This window comes from Stakelama saccharophila (assembly GCF_032229225.1).
Classification (GTDB): domain Bacteria; phylum Pseudomonadota; class Alphaproteobacteria; order Sphingomonadales; family Sphingomonadaceae; genus Sphingomonas; species Sphingomonas saccharophila.
Genome location: NZ_CP135076.1, coordinates 335073 through 350428 on the forward strand (window position 1 = coordinate 335073; position 15356 = coordinate 350428).

The 15356-nt window shown below is 65.6% G+C and carries 17 protein-coding genes; 8 read left to right on the forward strand and 9 right to left on the reverse strand.

Going from position 1 to position 15356, the window contains the following annotated elements:
- Positions 1-20: 20 nt before the first annotated feature.
- Both RPR59_RS01585 and RPR59_RS01590 read left to right on the forward strand, forming a co-directional pair.
- Positions 21-1220 carry a pyridoxal phosphate-dependent aminotransferase gene (locus tag RPR59_RS01585; RefSeq protein ID WP_313915974.1) on the forward strand — a complete coding sequence of 400 codons (1200 nt, stop codon included), beginning with the start codon at positions 21-23 and terminating at the stop codon, positions 1218-1220.
- A gap of 156 nt (positions 1221-1376) precedes the next feature.
- Positions 1377-1523, forward strand: coding sequence for a hypothetical protein (locus RPR59_RS01590; RefSeq protein ID WP_313915976.1), 147 nt, complete (start codon positions 1377-1379; stop codon positions 1521-1523).
- A 194-nt stretch (positions 1524-1717) separates the two neighbouring features.
- Here RPR59_RS01590 and RPR59_RS01595 read toward each other — a convergent pair whose 3' ends face one another.
- Both RPR59_RS01595 and mgtE read right to left on the reverse strand, forming a co-directional pair.
- A complete protein-coding gene (locus tag RPR59_RS01595; protein ID WP_313915978.1) occupies positions 1718-2125 on the reverse strand; it encodes a DUF1489 domain-containing protein in 408 nt (135 codons plus the stop codon).
- Positions 2126-2166: 41 nt separating this feature from the next.
- A complete protein-coding gene (gene mgtE, locus RPR59_RS01600; RefSeq protein ID WP_313915980.1) occupies positions 2167-3576 on the reverse strand; it encodes a magnesium transporter in 1410 nt (469 codons plus the stop codon).
- Positions 3577-3744: 168 nt separating this feature from the next.
- Here mgtE and RPR59_RS01605 point away from each other — a divergent pair, with 168 nt between their 5' ends.
- On the forward strand, positions 3745-4200 hold the full coding sequence (locus tag RPR59_RS01605) for a peptidylprolyl isomerase (RefSeq protein ID WP_313915982.1): 456 nt from the start codon (positions 3745-3747) through the stop codon (positions 4198-4200).
- A gap of 17 nt (positions 4201-4217) precedes the next feature.
- Here the strand turns inward: RPR59_RS01605 and RPR59_RS01610 are convergent, their stop codons facing one another.
- Complete coding sequence (locus RPR59_RS01610) at positions 4218-5108, reverse strand: LysR substrate-binding domain-containing protein (RefSeq protein WP_313915984.1); 891 nt, start codon at positions 5106-5108, stop codon at positions 4218-4220.
- A 297-nt stretch (positions 5109-5405) separates the two neighbouring features.
- On the opposite strand from RPR59_RS01610, the gene RPR59_RS01615 reads away from it, so the two are divergent.
- Positions 5406-7694: a CDC48 family AAA ATPase gene (locus tag RPR59_RS01615; protein WP_313915987.1), complete on the forward strand. Its 2289-nt coding sequence runs from the start codon at positions 5406-5408 to the stop codon at positions 7692-7694.
- A 194-nt stretch (positions 7695-7888) separates the two neighbouring features.
- Here RPR59_RS01615 and RPR59_RS01620 read toward each other — a convergent pair whose 3' ends face one another.
- Entirely contained in the window at positions 7889-8242 is a 354-nt protein-coding gene (locus tag RPR59_RS01620) for an antibiotic biosynthesis monooxygenase family protein (RefSeq protein ID WP_313915989.1), read from the reverse strand.
- Between the two features lie 104 nt (positions 8243-8346).
- Here RPR59_RS01620 and RPR59_RS01625 point away from each other — a divergent pair, with 104 nt between their 5' ends.
- The 3 genes from RPR59_RS01625 to RPR59_RS01635 all read left to right on the forward strand — a co-directional run bounded on the left by RPR59_RS01625 (position 8347) and on the right by RPR59_RS01635 (position 11679).
- The gene (locus tag RPR59_RS01625) at positions 8347-8958 is read left to right on the forward strand and encodes a class I SAM-dependent methyltransferase (protein ID WP_313915991.1); all 612 of its coding nucleotides are present in this window, start codon (positions 8347-8349) and stop codon (positions 8956-8958) included.
- A 132-nt stretch (positions 8959-9090) separates the two neighbouring features.
- Positions 9091-9495: a peptide-methionine (R)-S-oxide reductase MsrB gene (gene msrB / locus RPR59_RS01630; protein ID WP_313915993.1), complete on the forward strand. Its 405-nt coding sequence runs from the start codon at positions 9091-9093 to the stop codon at positions 9493-9495.
- 60 nt (positions 9496-9555) lie between these two features.
- Entirely contained in the window at positions 9556-11679 is a 2124-nt protein-coding gene (locus tag RPR59_RS01635; protein ID WP_313915995.1) for a transglycosylase domain-containing protein, read from the forward strand.
- Here RPR59_RS01635 and RPR59_RS01640 read toward each other — a convergent pair.
- From RPR59_RS01640 to RPR59_RS01650, 3 genes are read right to left on the reverse strand one after another with little or no spacing between them, the layout of a single operon-like run.
- On the reverse strand, positions 11655-12284 hold the full coding sequence (locus RPR59_RS01640) for a M48 family metallopeptidase (protein WP_313915998.1): 630 nt from the start codon (positions 12282-12284) through the stop codon (positions 11655-11657). The genes RPR59_RS01635 and RPR59_RS01640 overlap by 25 nt on opposite strands.
- Positions 12285-12325: 41 nt before the next feature.
- Positions 12326-12769, reverse strand: a complete 444-nt coding sequence (locus tag RPR59_RS01645) for a YcgN family cysteine cluster protein (RefSeq protein WP_313916000.1) — start codon at positions 12767-12769, stop codon at positions 12326-12328.
- Positions 12757-13362 (reverse strand): SCO family protein, encoded by a 606-nt coding sequence (locus RPR59_RS01650; RefSeq protein ID WP_313916002.1) that lies wholly within the window; start codon positions 13360-13362, stop codon positions 12757-12759. The genes RPR59_RS01645 and RPR59_RS01650 overlap by 13 nt, the downstream gene beginning before the upstream one ends.
- A gap of 77 nt (positions 13363-13439) precedes the next feature.
- On the opposite strand from RPR59_RS01650, the gene RPR59_RS01655 reads away from it, so the two are divergent.
- The gene (locus tag RPR59_RS01655; protein ID WP_313916004.1) at positions 13440-14045 is read left to right on the forward strand and encodes an ankyrin repeat domain-containing protein; all 606 of its coding nucleotides are present in this window, start codon (positions 13440-13442) and stop codon (positions 14043-14045) included.
- A gap of 6 nt (positions 14046-14051) precedes the next feature.
- On the opposite strand, the gene RPR59_RS01660 is transcribed toward RPR59_RS01655, so the two are convergent.
- Positions 14052-14570 (reverse strand): MmcB family DNA repair protein, encoded by a 519-nt coding sequence (locus tag RPR59_RS01660; protein ID WP_432280280.1) that lies wholly within the window; start codon positions 14568-14570, stop codon positions 14052-14054.
- Positions 14571-14614: 44 nt separating this feature from the next.
- Positions 14615-15277, reverse strand: a complete 663-nt coding sequence (locus tag RPR59_RS01665) for a cell wall hydrolase (RefSeq protein WP_313916006.1) — start codon at positions 15275-15277, stop codon at positions 14615-14617.
- Positions 15278-15356 lie beyond the last annotated feature (79 nt).

Here is a 15356-nt window from a genome sequence, read left to right on the forward strand (position 1 = left end):
CCAGACCAAAGGCCCGCCCCATGAAGACCTCCGCCGCACTCGACCGCATCCAGCCTTCGGCCACGCTAGCGATGACCGCGCGGGCCGCCGAGTTGCGGCGCCAGGGGATCGACGTCATCGGCCTGGGCGCGGGCGAGCCGGACTTCGACACCCCCGATTTCGTCAAGGAAGCGGCGATCGAGGCGATCCGCGCGGGCAAGACCAAATATACCAATGTCGACGGCACGCCCGAATTGAAGGAAGCGATCGTCGGCAAATTCCGGCGCGACAACGACCTGTCCTATGAGACGACGCAGGTCTGCGTGAATGTGGGCGGTAAGCACACGCTGTTCAACGCCATGGTGGCGACGCTGGACGCCGGCGACGAGGTGATCGTGCCTGCGCCCTATTGGGTCAGCTATCCCGACGTGGTGCAATTCTGCGGCGGCAAGCCCGTCTTCGTCGCGGCCGGGCCGGAGCAGGATTACAAGCTGAAGCCGGAACAGCTCGAGGCGGCGATCACCGAACGCACCAAGTGGCTGATCCTCAACTCGCCCTCCAACCCGACCGGCGCCGCCTACACCGCCGACGAGCTGAAAGCGTTGGGATCGGTGCTGGAACGCCATCCCCATGTCTGGGTGTTCGCCGACGACATGTACGAACATATCGTCTATGACGGATTCGAATTCACGACGATCGCCCAAGTCTGCCCCTCGCTCTACGAGCGGACGCTGACGGTCAACGGCTGTTCCAAGGCCTATGCCATGACCGGCTGGCGCATCGGCTTCGCCGGCGGTCCCCAGTGGCTGATCCGGGCGATGGCCAAATTGCAGTCGCAGTCGACCTCCAACCCGAGTTCGGTGGCGCAGGCCGCGGCCGTCGCCGCCCTGACGGGCGATCAGTCGTTCCTGAAGGACCGCACCGCCGCCTTCCAGAAGCGCCGCGATCTGGTTGTCGCGCGACTGAACGCGATCGAGGGCATGACCTGTCCGACGCCGAAGGGCGCCTTCTACGTCTATCCCGAGTTTTCCGGCCTCATCGGCAAGCGCGCGCCGGACGGCACGACGATCGACGACGATCGGGCGATGGTTGGCTATCTGCTCGATCAGGCGCGTGTCGCCGCCGTCCAGGGCGAGGCATTCGGCCTCTCGCCGGCCATGCGCGTCAGCTACGCCACCGCGACAGAGCTTCTGGAGAAGGCCTGCGACCGCGTTGCGGAGGCGTGCGCCGCACTGGGCTGAATAGCGTACTCATCGTAAATTAATGTACGGTCTGGTACATTAGCGACTTGACGCTGGTGATGGCGCGGCTATGTGGCGTTGCGCCGCAACATCGCCAGCAGCGTCGGATCGCGGCATGGGGCCTGACAAGCTCCCGACAATAACAAGAGATGCGACATGCGTAAGTTGGTCAAGGCCGGTTTCCTCCGGCATTTCATCAGTGGTTTCGTGCTCGGCGCGATCGGCCTGGGCGCCGTCCAGGTCGTGGAAGCGGCCCATGCGCAGGAAACCGCACCCCCGGCTGCAACCCAAAAGCTGCACTGACCCTCACTTTTCCGGTATCACGGCAAGGACGCCGCAAGACCGTGACGAGGATCGAGGATAGCGCTTTCGATCCGGCTGAATCCTGTCATCAGGACTTTTATCGGCGGCATCCAACCACCACCATGTCGTTCGCTGGGACAAGCCGAATATCGCCGTGTTCCAGATCGCTCGTCCAGCGCTTGCGCTAGCTTTTTCTAGATCAGCGCCAGTTCGCCGAGCTTGCCGACCAATTCGGGCGGCATGGCCGCTATGGCGTCATCCTCTTCGTCGCCGAGGTCCGATGGGGCATCCTTGTCCTCCAGATAGCGCCAGCCCTGGTGCGCGCGCTTGGGTTGCGGGCGTACGAGGATCAGGCGCGGCTCCAGGTGGATCGCGACGCGCCCGCCCTCGGCGTCACCAAAGCCCAGAATCGCCGATCTCGCCACGAGCTGATGCTTGATGATCCAGTAGAGCGAACCGCCGTCGACCACCTGCTCGTGCCGCTTCGGCAGGTAACGGGTGGTCAGCACAAGCCCGCCCTGGCGCGCGCACAGCCGGATCCGATCGTCGAGATCGGGCAGGCTGTCATGGCCATAGGCGACCTTGGTGAGATGAAGCGGCACCTAAAGAATTTGGGCGGTCGACGACCCGGTATCAAGACGCTTCACCCGGCGGTGGCAAGCCCGGTTACGGTTGCCAGACCGAGGAAGGAAAAGAATCCCATCACATCCGTCAGGGTCGTGACGAACACCGCGGAACTGACCGCGGGGTCGATCCGCAGGCGCTCGAGCGTGATCGGCACGAGAACGCCTCCCATTCCGGCCACGAGACTATTGATGACCATGGCGGCAGCGAACACCGCGGACAGCAGCGGATTATGATACAGCAGATAGGAGCCCGCACCGATCAGCATGCCAAGTGCGGCACCATTGGCCGCGGCGATGCGCAGTTCGCGGACGATCATCCACCAGGTGTTGGAGCTGGCGAGCTGGTTGGTCGCGAGCGCGCGCACGACGACGGCAAGCGTCTGCGTCCCGGCATTGCCTCCCATGCCCGACACGATGGGCATCAATACCGCGAGCAACGCGAAGGCGGCGATTTCGTCCTGGAAAAGACCCACCACCGAGGCGGCCAGAATCGCCGTGCCGAGATTGACGACCAGCCAGGAAAGTCGGGTCCTTACCGTCAGCAGATAGGGCCGATTGATATCGCCCTCGCCCGCGCCGGACAGCAATAGCGCGTCTTCGCCCGCCTCCTGGGAAATGATATGGACGACGTCGTCGGCCGTGATCATGCCGACCAGTCGGCCGTCGTCGTCGATCACCGCGGCAGAGATCAGCGCATATTTCTGAAAGCGCAACGCCACTTCTTCCTGATCCATGTCGACCGGAATCAGCGTCTGCTCCCGCTTCATGACGTCGCCGACGGGCACCATGCGCGGCGTACGCAGGATCCAGGACAGATGACAGGTGCCGATGGGGCGGTGCGCGGGATCTACCACGAACACCTCCCAGAAATCCGTCGTCAGATCCTCGCCGGCGCGCAGATAGTCGATGACGTCGCCGACGGTCCAATGTTCGGGCACCGCGATCAGGTCGCGCTGCATCAGGCGGCCGGCCGATTCCTCCGGATAGCGCAGCGCTTCCTCGATCGCGGCACGGTCGTCGGGGTCGAGCGCGCGCAGCACCGCCTGCTGGCCGGCGGCCTCCATGTCCTCGATGATCGCGACGGCGTCGTCCGTCTCCAACTCGGCCGCCATGCCGGCAAGCTGGTGCGGGTCGAGCGATTCGATCAGCGCCTCGCGGACCCAGTCGTTCATCTCCGACAGCACGTCGCCATCGACCAGTTCGCCGATCGCGTCGATCAGCGCGGGGCGCTGTTCCGCGGGCGTCAGTTCGATGAGATCGGCGATGTCGGCGGGGTGGAGCGGCTCCACCCTTTCCCGCGCGCCTTCGGCATCGCCCTGCTCGACGGCGTCGAGTACCGCACGGACATATTCGGGCTTCAGCCGGTCGTCCTCGTCGAACTCGCTGTCCTCCGGCATTTCGGCATCGGGAAGCTGGGTGTCGCTCATCAATCCCTCCTGCCAGGCGCGTGGTCGATTCCGGCTCGCTCTAGCGACCGGCGGTGATCCTGCCAATCATCGTCTGATGCGCGGATGTCTCCGATGGGCGAGTTGCAAAGGGTGGACGGCAACAGTAGGGGCGGCTTTCCCTTACCTTCCGGCGGAGAAGCTTTCCTTATGGCCGATACTCCCGAAACGCTCGTCATGACCCTGGAACCGGGCGACGTCACCATCCGGCTGCGCCCCGACCTGGCGCCCCAACATGTCGAGCGGATCGCCGGTCTCGCCGACGAAGGCTTCTACGACGGCGTCGTCTTTCACCGGGTGATCGACGGCTTCATGGCCCAGGGCGGCGATCCCACCGGCACCGGCACCGGCGGCTCCAAACAGCCCGACCTGGCGGCCGAATTCAGCAAGGAGCCGCACGTCCGCGGCGTCTGCTCGATGGCGCGCACGATGGATCCGAACAGCGCCAACAGCCAGTTCTTCATCTGTCTCGACGACGCCACCTTCCTCGACGGCCAATATACCGTCTGGGGCGAGGTGACCGACGGCATGGAGCATGTCGATGCCCTGCCCAAGGGCGAACCGCCACGCACGCCCGGCAAGATCGTGAAGATGCGCACGAAATAGGCGGCGCGGAGCGCCGGTCAGACGGCCGGCGCCGCGAAGCTGTCGACCAGCCAGTCGTGAAACAGTTTGACCGGGCGCTGCGCCAGCGCACGCGGTCGGCATACGAACCAGTAGCTATAGGTGCTTTCCACGTCGAAATCGAACAGCCGCACGATGCGATCGTCATGCGCCGCCTCGAAATGCGATTCGAGCATGAAGGCGACGCCCAGGCCCTGCGCCGCCGCTTCCAGCATCAGCGATCCCGAATCGAAATGGTCGATCGCCGCCGGTTCGAGGTTGGGCAGGCCCGCCGCACGCCGCCAGGCGACGAAGGTGTCCGGCATGTCGCGGTGGATGAAGGCGGTAAGGTCCGATAGCTGCTCCGGTCGCGTGATCGGATCGTCGCCTTCCAGCATCGTTCGCGCGCCGATGACATAGACCCGGTTGCGATCGAGCCGGCGCGAATAGATTGCGGGGTCAACCTCGTGCGCCAGCACGATCGCCGCATCCAGGCCGTCGCCCAGCCGCGCCAGTCCGTGGCCGCCGGTATCGACATCGAGGTGCAGTTCGGGATGGTGCGCGCGCAGTTCGGGCAGGCGCGGCAGCAGGCGCTGGGTCGCGAACAGGGGCAGCACGCCCAGGCGCAACCGCAGGATATCCACCCCGCTCGTCATTTCCTCGACCGCGTCAGACATGGTGTCGATCGCGGGCGCGATCCGCGACAGGAGCCGTTCCCCATCGGGGTTCAGTTCGAGCGCCTGGTGCTTGCGCTCGAACAAGGGCCGGCCGATGAAGCGTTCCAGCGCCTGTACCCGCCGGCTGAGCGCGGGCGAGGACAGGGCCAGTTCATCGGCCGCGGCCTTGATCGACCCCAGGCGGGCGACCTGAACGAACGCTTCGATCGCGGTGAGGGGCGGAAGCCTGCGCATGGCAGACATTTGTGCAATGCAATAGGTGTTTGGCAAGAGCGGGATTGCACCCTTGCGCCGATGGTAACGTTACCAATTGCATTTTCCGCAATCATAAAAAGCTTTTTCGCACTTGCACAAATTCATGCTGCAGCGCACATAGAGCGTGCCTTTCAGGCATCCTCTCCTAAACCTTTCACGGCCGGTCCTGCGGGACCGGCCTTTTTTTTGCCCGCTCCAACCCTCGTCATCGTCCACGACCGATCCTATCTGTCGCGGTTCAACCCGATACACCAACTTCCCCGAGGTGACGGCATGATGGCGGACGACGAATCCGAACCCAGAAAATTGCAGGTGGCAAATGCCCGTCCGGAGGATTCCGGGCGCGGACTGGCGCATCTGCCCCGATCAATGATGGCCGCAATGGCGCTGAGCGAAGGCGACGTGATCGAAATCGTCGGCAAGCGCGCCACGCCCGCCTTCGCCGTTTACCCCTATCCCGAGGATGAGGGACTGGAGATCCTGCGCATCGACGGCCTGCAGCGCGCCAATGCCGGTGTCGGATCAGGCGAATTCGTCGAAGTGCGCAAGGCCGAGGCGAAGCCGGCGACGCGCGTCGTCTTTGCGCCCGCACAGAAGAATCTGCGGCTCCAGGGCTCCACCGACGCGATCAAGCGGACCTTCGCCGGGCGGCCGCTGTGCCAGGGCGACGTGGTGGCGACGGTGGGGCAGAAGCCGGTCGGCAACATCCCGCCCGAGGTTGCCCGCCATCTGCGCGCGCCAGCCTACGCCCTTCAGGAAATCCGCCTGAACGTCGTCTCGGCGAGCCCCAAGGGCGTGGTCCATATCGACGCCGATACCGAAGTCGAGCTGCGCGCCGATTACGAGGAAGCGCGCGAAAGCCGCCGCGCCGACGTCACCTATGACGATATCGGCGGCATGGCCGGCACGATCGACCAGTTGCGCGAGATGGTTGAACTGCCGCTGCGCTATCCCGAACTGTTCCAGCGGCTGGGCGTCGATCCGCCCAAGGGCGTGCTGCTGCACGGCCCGCCGGGCACCGGCAAGACGCGGCTGGCACGCGCCGTCGCCAACGAATCGGACGCGCAGTTCTTCCTGATCAACGGGCCGGAAATCATGGGGTCCGCCTATGGCGAGTCGGAAAAACGGCTGCGCGAGGTGTTCGAGGAGGCAACCAAGTCCGCGCCGTCGATCGTCTTCATCGACGAAATCGACTCGATCGCGCCCAAGCGCGACAAGGTGCAGGGCGAGGCGGAGAAGCGCCTCGTCGCGCAGCTCCTGACCCTGATGGACGGGCTGGAGGCGCGCGCCAACCTCGTCGTGATCGCCGCCACCAACCGGCCGGAGGCGATCGACGAGGCCCTTCGCCGGCCCGGCCGGTTCGACCGCGAGATTGTCGTCGGCGTACCCGACGAACGCGGCCGGCGCGAGATCCTGGGCATCCACACCCGCGGCATGCCGCTGGCGGACAATGTCGACATCGGTGAACTGGCGCGCACCACCTATGGCTTCGTCGGCGCCGACATCGCGGCACTCACGCGCGAAGCGGCGATCGAGGCGGTGCGCCGCATCATGCCGAAGCTCAACCTGTCGGAAGGCACGATCCCGCCCGAGGTGCTCGATTCGCTGTCGGTCGACCGCAACGATTTTCTCGAGGCGTTGAAGCGCATCCAGCCGTCCGCGATGCGCGAGGTGATGGTGCAGGCGCCGCAGGTTCGCTGGGGCGACGTCGGCGGCCTGGATGAAGCGCAGATGCGGCTGAAGGAAGGCGTGGAACTGCCGCTGAAGGAACCGGAGGCGTTCCGCCGGCTCGGCATTCGTCCGGCCAAGGGCTTTCTGCTGTTCGGCCCGCCCGGAACCGGCAAGACGCTGCTCGCCAAGGCGGTCGCGCGCGAGGCGCAGGCGAACTTCATCGCCACCAAGTCCTCCGACCTCCTGTCGAAATGGTATGGCGAGAGCGAGCAGCAGATCGCCAAGCTGTTCGCCCGCGCGCGTCAGGTGGCACCGTGCGTGATCTTCATCGACGAACTCGATTCGCTGGTGCCTGCGCGCGGCGGCGGCCTGGGCGAACCGCAGGTGACCGAGCGCGTGGTCAACACCATCCTGGCCGAAATGGACGGGCTGGAGGAATTGCAGTCGGTCGTGGTGATCGGTGCAACCAACCGGCCGAACCTGGTCGATCCGGCGCTGCTGCGTCCCGGACGGTTCGACGAGCTGGTCTATGTCGGCGTGCCCGATGCCACCGGGCGCGAGCGTATTCTCACCATCCAGGCAGCGAAGATGCCGCTCGCGAGCGATGTCGACCTGGGTGCCATCGCAGCGCGTGCCGAACGCTTCACCGGCGCCGATCTGGAGGACGTGGTGCGCCGCGCCGGCCTGGTCGCGCTGCGCGAATCGCGCGAGAACACGCATGTCACCATGGCCCATTTCGAAAAGGCGCTGGAAGAGGGCCGCGCATCCGTCACGCCCGAAATGGAACAGGAATACCGGCAGATGGCGGCGAAACTGAAGCAAGAGGCGGCGGCGATCCAGCCGATCGGCTTCATCACGCCTGGGATGCTGGAGCATCGGCCGCGCGAAGGCTGACCGGCGGATCGGCGAACAGCATCTCCAGCGCGACGGCCGTAACCGTGCCGGAGATGCTGGCCCGGTCCGTCTTCGATGAAAACGTGCTCCTGCGAAAGCAAAAGCCGAAAGCGGCAAGGGACGACGCTTGCGGCTCCGGATTCCCGCCTTCGCGGGACTGCATCAAAAGGACAAAATTTGGAGCCGCGACGGATTCAAGTACGATTCCAGCGATAGCCGCGCGTCACCGTCGCCACCGTGACCGTATAGGAGTCGTACCAACGCGCCCGGCCGAGTTCGCGAATCCGGACATGCTCGGGATGATCGCGCCAGGCGGCGGCGCTCGCCGCGTCATTCCAATAACTGATGGTGATCCCGTCGCCATCGGAGTCGCGCACGCTCTCAAGACCGGCATAGCCGGGCTGGCGCGCCGCAAGGTCCGCCATCCGGGCAGCCGCCCGGACATAGCCCGCATCGTCCTCGCCCGTGCGCCGCGATGCGAAGATCACCGCGATCTGCCCGTCCCGCTCGCCTACCATCGCGCCGAAATGCGCCGGCTTTGCATCCATGGCAAGCCAGCGTGTATAGCCGGGCGCGCAACCGGAGCGCTTGATTGTTCGTTGGCATTTTGCAACGGACCGGGCAACGTCCGACCAACTTTCACGGGATCGTCATGTCAGCAACCTCCACCAGCGCCGCTCGGGGCGCCCGGCGCAGCCGGCCGCTATCGCCCTGGGCCATGTTCTTCCGGGGTTTTCTGAAACACCCGGTGATGGTGGGATCGATCGTTCCGTCATCCGACAGGCTCATCCGCAAGATGCTGGATCGGGTGGACTGGGATACGACCAAGGTGTTCGTGGAATACGGGCCCGGCGTCGGCACCTTCTGCGACGCGATCCTGGAACGCATGGCCCCCGATGCACAGTTCATCGCGATCGACACCAACGAGGATTTCGTCGACTATCTACGCCATCATTTCCGCGATCCGCGGTTCTCCGCGGTGCAGGGATCGGCCGCCGACGTGGTCGACATCGTTGCGGACCATGGGCACGACAACGCCGATTTCGTCCTGTCGGGCCTGCCCTTCTCGACGCTGCCGCCCGGCATGGGCGCCCGCATCTCGGCCGAAACAGCCAAGGTGATCCGGCCGGGGGGTGCTTTTCTCGTCTATCAGTTCTCGCCCAAGGTGAAGGATTTCCTGACCCCGGAATTCGATCGCATCGATCACGACATGGAATGGTGGAACGTGCCGCCGGCGCAGCTCTACTGGGCGTGGAAGGATTGATCGACGGCGGTCCGGGCAAGATGCGATACGACACGCTGCCGGATTCGCGCGGTGTTCACGGCCGTTGCAGACACCGTCTGACCAATTGCCCGATTGACGAAGGCCGAGGATGACCACACATCTTGCGCCATCATGGACCAGGTAAATCTTTCCGAATCGGAATGGCGCAAGAAGTTGACGCCGGATCAGTATCACGTGCTGCGCGAAGCCGGCACCGAGGCCCCGTTTTCAGGCCGCTATAACAACAACAAGAACGATGGCGTTTACCGTTGCGCGGCATGCGGCAACGACCTGTTCGACAGCGCGGACAAGTACGATTCGGGTTCGGGCTGGCCCAGCTTCACGCGGCCGCTGGCCGAAGACCGCGTGACCAACCACGGTGACGCGAGCCATGGCATGCAGCGTACCGAGAGCCGTTGCGCGCGTTGCGACGGGCATCTCGGCCACGTCTTTCCCGACGGCCCGCCGCCGACGGGGCTCCGCTATTGCATCAACTCGGTCGCGCTGGAGTTCGAAGCGCGCAAGGCCGACGCCTGATCTTCGCGCGGGTATCGCCTTGTTCCGGGCGTAATTTGCGCGTACCCCACGGCCCGTTCGATGGCAAAATCCCCTAGATCCAGACGACCCAGGTGGCGCAGCATCCTGCGCTGGACGATCGGCATCGGTGTGGCCGGCGCGCTGATGACGCTCGTCGCCCTTTTCATTGCCGTCTATACCACCGAGCGGTCCCTGCCGTCCTATGGCGCACTGAAATCGTCTCCCAACGGCCAGATGATCCGGGTTCACTCGGCCGACGGCACCGTGATCGTATCGCTGGGGCCGAGCTATGGCGAGTGGATCGCCTATGACGATATTCCACCGGTCATGCGCAACGCCATCGTTTCGGTCGAGGACCGGCGCTTCCGCTCGCATATCGGCGTGGATCCGATCGGGCTCGTCCGTGCCGGCAAGATGGCATATGAGAATTGGGGAACCGGGCACCGCATCCAGGGCGCGTCGACGATCACGCAACAGGTCGCGCGCACCATCTTTCTGTCCAACCGGTACGATGTCGGCCGCAAGGTGCGTGAGGCGATCCTGGCGCTGGCGATGGAATGGAAGTTCTCGAAGGATCAGATCCTCGAACTCTATCTGAACAAGGTCTATTTCGGCGGCGGCGCGTACGGCATCGATGCGGCGTCGCGCCGCTTCTTCGGTCATCCCGCCACGCATCTGAATCTTGGCGAGGCGGCAATCATCGCCGGGCTGGTGAAGGCGCCGTCGCATTATTCGCCCACCGCCGATGCCGAAGCCGCCCGCGACCGCGCCGGCGTGGTGCTTTCCCTGATGCGCGAAACCGGAACGGTGAGCGCGGGCGAAGTGGCCGGGCTGGACCTCGGCGCCATCGATTTCGTGCCCGAGCCCAACCGCAACTCGGTTCGCTATTTCACCGACTGGGCGCTGCCGCAGCTCGAAGTGCTGATCGACGAGAATCAGGCCCCGCTCGACGTCTGGACCACGCTCGACCTGTCGATGCAGCGCGCCGCCGACGCCGCGATCCGCGCCAATGCTCCAAAAGCAGCGCAGGGAGCGCTGGTGTCGCTCGACCGTGACGGCGCGGTGCGTGCCCTGGTCGGCGGCAAGGACTATGTCTCGTCCATCTACAACCGCGCGACGCAGGCGGTGCGCCAGCCCGGATCGTCGTGGAAGCTGTTCGTCTACCTCGCCGCGCTGGAAGCGGGCTACCGGCCGGACGATATCGTCGTCGACGAACCGGTGAACATCAACGGGTGGAAGCCCGACAACGACAATCATCGCTTCGCCGGGCCGGTGACGATCCGCAACGCCTTCGCCTATTCGATCAACACGATCGCGGCCAAGCTGGGTAACGAGGTCGGCTTCGATACCGTCGCCGACATGGCGAGACGCTTCGGCATCACCACCGATATCGACACCCATCCGGCGATGGTCCTCGGTACCTCGGAGGTGCACCTGATCGACATGGTTCGCGCCTTCGCCTCCGTTTCGCAGCGGGGCGTCGCCGTGGTGCCTTATGGCATCACCCGCGTCACCGCGAACGGCAAGGTGATCTATCAGCACGAGGTCGATACGTCGCGCGTGCTGGTGGCGCCCTATGTCGCAGCGGAGATGACCGACCTGCTGCAGACCGCAGTGAATACCGGCACCGGCCACCGCGCGCAGATCGGCCGTCCGGTCGCGGGCAAGACCGGCACCACCACGTCCAACAAGGACGGCTGGTTCATCGGCTTTTCCAGCGGCCTGACGACGGGCGTGTGGATGGGCAAGGACAGTGCGGACCCGGTGGCCGGTCTGTACGGCGGTACCGCGCCCGCCCGCGCTTTCGCCGACTTCATGCGCAAGGCCGTGGCCGGCCGCCCGGCGACCAAGTTCGACACCGCTGTCACGCTGCCCGACTGGCAGTTGGAACCCGACGCCCAGTCCTATTTCGGCGAACCCGATAACGGATTGTTCGTGGACGAAAACGGCATGCCCGTCGACGACGGCGGCGTACCGGACGGACAGGGCTATCCTCCCGGAGCGGGTCTTCCCGGCGATGGGGAGGGCGTACCGCAGCAGCCGCCCGAACGGCTGGACCAGGACTGGATCGACCGCGTCCTCGGGCGGACAGAGCCCGCGTCACCACCGGCAAGTGATCGGGATGGAACCGGCGAGCGCGGTGCGCCGCGGCGCGACGATCAGGGTTCCCGCCCGAACCAGTGAAGCCGGGCGCCGTGGCGCCGCAGCCACGCCCGCGCGGCTTGCGGATCCTCATCCGCGATCGCCGCGACGAGCGCGTGAAAAGCCGGGGAATGATTCATGTGCACCCGGTGGGCGATCTCGTGCGCCACGGTCGCGCGCCGGACATGTGCCGGCGCCAGGATCAACCGCCAACTATACCGGATGGCACCGTCCGACGAGCAACTGCCCCAACGCCCGCGAGGGTCGCCGATCGCGACACCGGTGACGGTCACCCCGGCGCGGGCGGCGAACTCGATCGTCTCCGCACGGAGCACGGCGAGGGCGCGCTCGCGCAGCCACCGCTCGGTCCGACGTGCAAGCGCATGTTCGGGGCCACCGACCAGCAACCGGTCGCCAACCAGTTCCGGGCCGCGCGGCGCATCGGCACGCCAGGTCAGCCGCACGTCCCGGTCGTCGAGCGGCAGAAGGGCGCCGTCGGCGAAGGGCACGGGCCGCGGCAGGCGGGCACGCTGCGCCGCGATCCATCGCTTCTGCGTCGCCGCCCAGGCAAGCGCCGCCCGCTCCGAAGCGCGTTTCGGGATAGTGAGGCGCACGGTGCCGGTCGCGGGGTCGACGCTCAGCCGCATGGACCGTGCGCGGGGGTGGCGACGGACCTCGACGGCGTCGCTCACACCTCGCGATCGACGATGTGATGCGCCAGATCGCCGACACGCGTTTCGGGGACGGTCCAGCCGCGCGTCGATTCGCCGGCGCGGTGGACAGCCTCGCGGTCGCCACAGACCAGATGGTGCCAGTCGGGCAGCGATTTCCCCTCCGCGCGCAGGCGGTAGGCACAGGTGCGGGGCAACCAGCCGAAGGATGCAACGTCCCGCGCCGTCAGCCGCACGCAATCGGCGACATGGGCGCGCCTGTGGCGATAGTCGCTGCAGCGTCCGGCGGCGCAATCGAGCAGCCGGCAGGCAACGTTGGTGGGATGAATCTCGCCGGTATCGGCATCTTCCAGCTTGTGCAGGCAGCATTTGCCGCAGCCGTCGCACAACGCTTCCCATTGCGCCCGGTCCAGCTTGTCCAGCGGCGTGTCTTCCCAGAAGCGCGCGCTCACGTCACCCACCGTTTCAGCACTTTTTCCACCGCTTCCGGCGATTCGTCGACCGGCACCAGCGCGATCGGCTCGCCCGACGGCCCCATCAAATAGGCCTGACCGCTGTGATTGACGAGATAGTTTTCGTCATTATCGCCGACGCGCTTGTAATATACGGCGAATTCGTCGGCCACCTTCGCGATCTGCTCGTCGGTGCCGGTAAGTCCCACCATGCGGGGATAGAAGGCGGAGACATATTGCTTGAGCACCGGCGGCGTGTCGCGGGCGGGATCGACGCTGATGAAGACCGGCACGACCTGCCGCGCGAGCGCGGGATCGCTCCGGTCGAGGTCGCGCATCGCTTTGCCCAGATTGCCCATGTCGACGGGGCAGATATCGGGGCAATAGGTGTAACCGAAATAGACGACGCGGTATTTTCCGGCGAAATCGTCGCGGCCGACCGTCTTTCCGTCCTGGTTCACGAGACGGTAGGGGCCGCCGATCGACGCGCCGGCCAGCGGCGGCTCGTCCGAACGGGCGGAAGCCGGATCGGACGCCTGGTCGCAGGCGCCAAGAAGCGCGAGAGCGGCCAGGCCGATCATGCGCGGATATCGGTGAGTCATGGCAGGCGCATCCATGATCTGTTAAAGCGCCCGATGCAAGGGCGATGCCCGGATTACCGTATGGGAGTAGTTTCGACGTGCGTTCGTTTCGTTCCGCCTTTTTCACCGCCGCCATCGCCGCCGTCGCCCAGGTACCCGCGACCGCACAACAAACGTCCGACAGCTATACCTTTCTGAAGGCGGTGCGCGAAGAAGACGGGGCAAAGGTTACCGATATGCTGAACCGGCCCGGCCAGCGCATCGTCAACGCGACCGACCGCGACAATGGCGAGGGCGCCCTGCACATCGTGGTTCGTCGGCATGACCCGACATATCTCCGCTTCCTCCTCGCCAAGGGTGCGGACCCCAACCTTCGCGATGGACAGGGCGACACACCGGCGATGGTGGCGGTGCAGAGCGATTTTCCCGCCGCCATCGATATTCTGGACAACTACAACGCCGATTTCGACGTCGGCAACGACCGCGGCGAAACCCCGCTGATCCGGGCGGTGCAGAATCGCGATGTGGCGATGGTCCGCAAGCTGCTGGAGGTCGGCGCCGACCCGGACAAGGCGGATGCCGTCGCCGGACTTTCCGCACGCGATTACGCCAAGCGCGAACGACGGACGCCGGCCCTGCTCGCGGCGATCGAGAAGGGGCCGGAAAAAGACGACGACATCCCGCTGATCGGCCCCGGTTTCTGATCGCCGTCAGAACCTGGTCCGCGCCGCCTCCGCAGCTTCCGGATCGCAGATACCGATCAAACGCCGCGCCGCGCGCCGGCCGAACGCCAGGGTACAACTTCGCCGGGTCGCGGCCGGCAGCGGTTGGGTCCGCGCCTCGCGCAGAATGGCCGCGTCATAGCGGTCGGCGATCATCACGCCCGACCGATCGGGCAGGAACGCCTCGCCCTCCAGCGGCGTCGTGTCGAACCCGTGCGGCACGGCCCAGAAGAACCGGTCGCAATGGACCAGATAGTCCTGCCACTTGGCGTCGCCTAGCAGATCGGCCCGCGACACCTTGATTTCGACGATCACGATCCGCCCCTTGGGGTCGAGCGCCATCAGGTCGGCACGCCGGCCCCCCGACAAGGGAACTTCGGCCATGGCGACATAATCGTGGCGCAGCAGCATACGCGTCACGCCGCGGGCGACATCGGCTGCGCAGGGAACGCCGCCGGACATGTCGGCGGTCGAATCGGAAACAGGAGGGGCAGGGCGTGTGGCCATCCCCCTCCTGCTAGAACATTTGTCGAACGAAAGAAAGGCGGCGATCAGCGATAGAAGATGTGGTTGCCGACCGTTCCGACCTTGGCCATGCGCCAGCTCGGGCTGACATAGCGGGCGTGGAAGAACAGCGCGTCGGGCACCGGACTTTCCCACAGATCGCGGCGCGCGACCTTTGCCACGGCCACGGCGGTGCGCCACGCGCGGCTGTGCGTGCGAACACGCGGCAGGCGGCCGTTACGCACGAAGGAAAATTGGTGACGCTGCGTAAGCACCGAGCATACCGACTTCGGAAAGCGGTGGGATTGGGCCCGGTTGAGAATGACGTCGGCAACCGCCAGTTGCCCCGACAGGGGCTCGCCCTTGGCTTCGAAATAGATGCCCGTCGCCAGACATGTCAGTTCCCGATCCATCGCCTCGGGCATTTGCTGCGCGGCGACGGCAGCGGAGAGGCTGGCATAGTCATCGTCGACCGTCGCCGGGTTGCCGCCATCGACCGACGCCACCGTGTCTTCGGTCGTCTCGGGCGTCAGTTCCGGCGGCACGATGGGCGGCGGCGGTGTCGGAACCGTGCGCGCCGGCTGCGCATTCAGTTCGGCGCTGGGTGTGCGATCGAGTTCGAACGCGAAACCCGGGGTGGTGAACCCTGCGGTCGAAGCAGCGCAAACCCCCACCGCTGCCATGGCAGCAAGGCGTAGACGAAGTTTCATCAATGATCGTTTCAATGCGGTGGGAAGGCGAAGCGGCCGAAAACCAATCAACCGAGGCCGGTTCGCGTTGCCCCCCGAC

Excerpts from the sequence above, each read along its gene's own strand:
- RPR59_RS01635 (WP_313915995.1), top strand. The coding sequence starts at position 9,556 with ATGGCAAAATCCCCTAGATCCAGACGACCCAGGTGGCGCAGCATCCTG.
- RPR59_RS01585 (WP_313915974.1), top strand. The coding sequence starts at position 21 with ATGAAGACCTCCGCCGCACTCGACCGCATCCAGCCTTCGGCCACGCTA.
- RPR59_RS01615 (WP_313915987.1), top strand. The coding sequence starts at position 5,406 with ATGGCGGACGACGAATCCGAACCCAGAAAATTGCAGGTGGCAAATGCC.
- RPR59_RS01665 (WP_313916006.1), bottom strand. The coding sequence starts at position 15,277 with ATGAAACTTCGTCTACGCCTTGCTGCCATGGCAGCGGTGGGGGTTTGC.
- RPR59_RS01610 (WP_313915984.1), bottom strand. The coding sequence starts at position 5,108 with ATGCGCAGGCTTCCGCCCCTCACCGCGATCGAAGCGTTCGTTCAGGTC.
- RPR59_RS01625 (WP_313915991.1), top strand. The coding sequence starts at position 8,347 with ATGTCAGCAACCTCCACCAGCGCCGCTCGGGGCGCCCGGCGCAGCCGG.
- RPR59_RS01640 (WP_313915998.1), bottom strand. The coding sequence starts at position 12,284 with ATGCGGCTGAGCGTCGACCCCGCGACCGGCACCGTGCGCCTCACTATC.
- msrB (WP_313915993.1), top strand. The coding sequence starts at position 9,091 with ATGGACCAGGTAAATCTTTCCGAATCGGAATGGCGCAAGAAGTTGACG.
- RPR59_RS01620 (WP_313915989.1), bottom strand. The coding sequence starts at position 8,242 with ATGGATGCAAAGCCGGCGCATTTCGGCGCGATGGTAGGCGAGCGGGAC.
- RPR59_RS01660 (WP_432280280.1), bottom strand. The coding sequence starts at position 14,570 with ATGGCCACACGCCCTGCCCCTCCTGTTTCCGATTCGACCGCCGACATG.
- RPR59_RS01650 (WP_313916002.1), bottom strand. The coding sequence starts at position 13,362 with ATGACTCACCGATATCCGCGCATGATCGGCCTGGCCGCTCTCGCGCTT.
- RPR59_RS01605 (WP_313915982.1), top strand. The coding sequence starts at position 3,745 with ATGGCCGATACTCCCGAAACGCTCGTCATGACCCTGGAACCGGGCGAC.
- RPR59_RS01590 (WP_313915976.1), top strand. The coding sequence starts at position 1,377 with ATGCGTAAGTTGGTCAAGGCCGGTTTCCTCCGGCATTTCATCAGTGGT.
- mgtE (WP_313915980.1), bottom strand. The coding sequence starts at position 3,576 with ATGAGCGACACCCAGCTTCCCGATGCCGAAATGCCGGAGGACAGCGAG.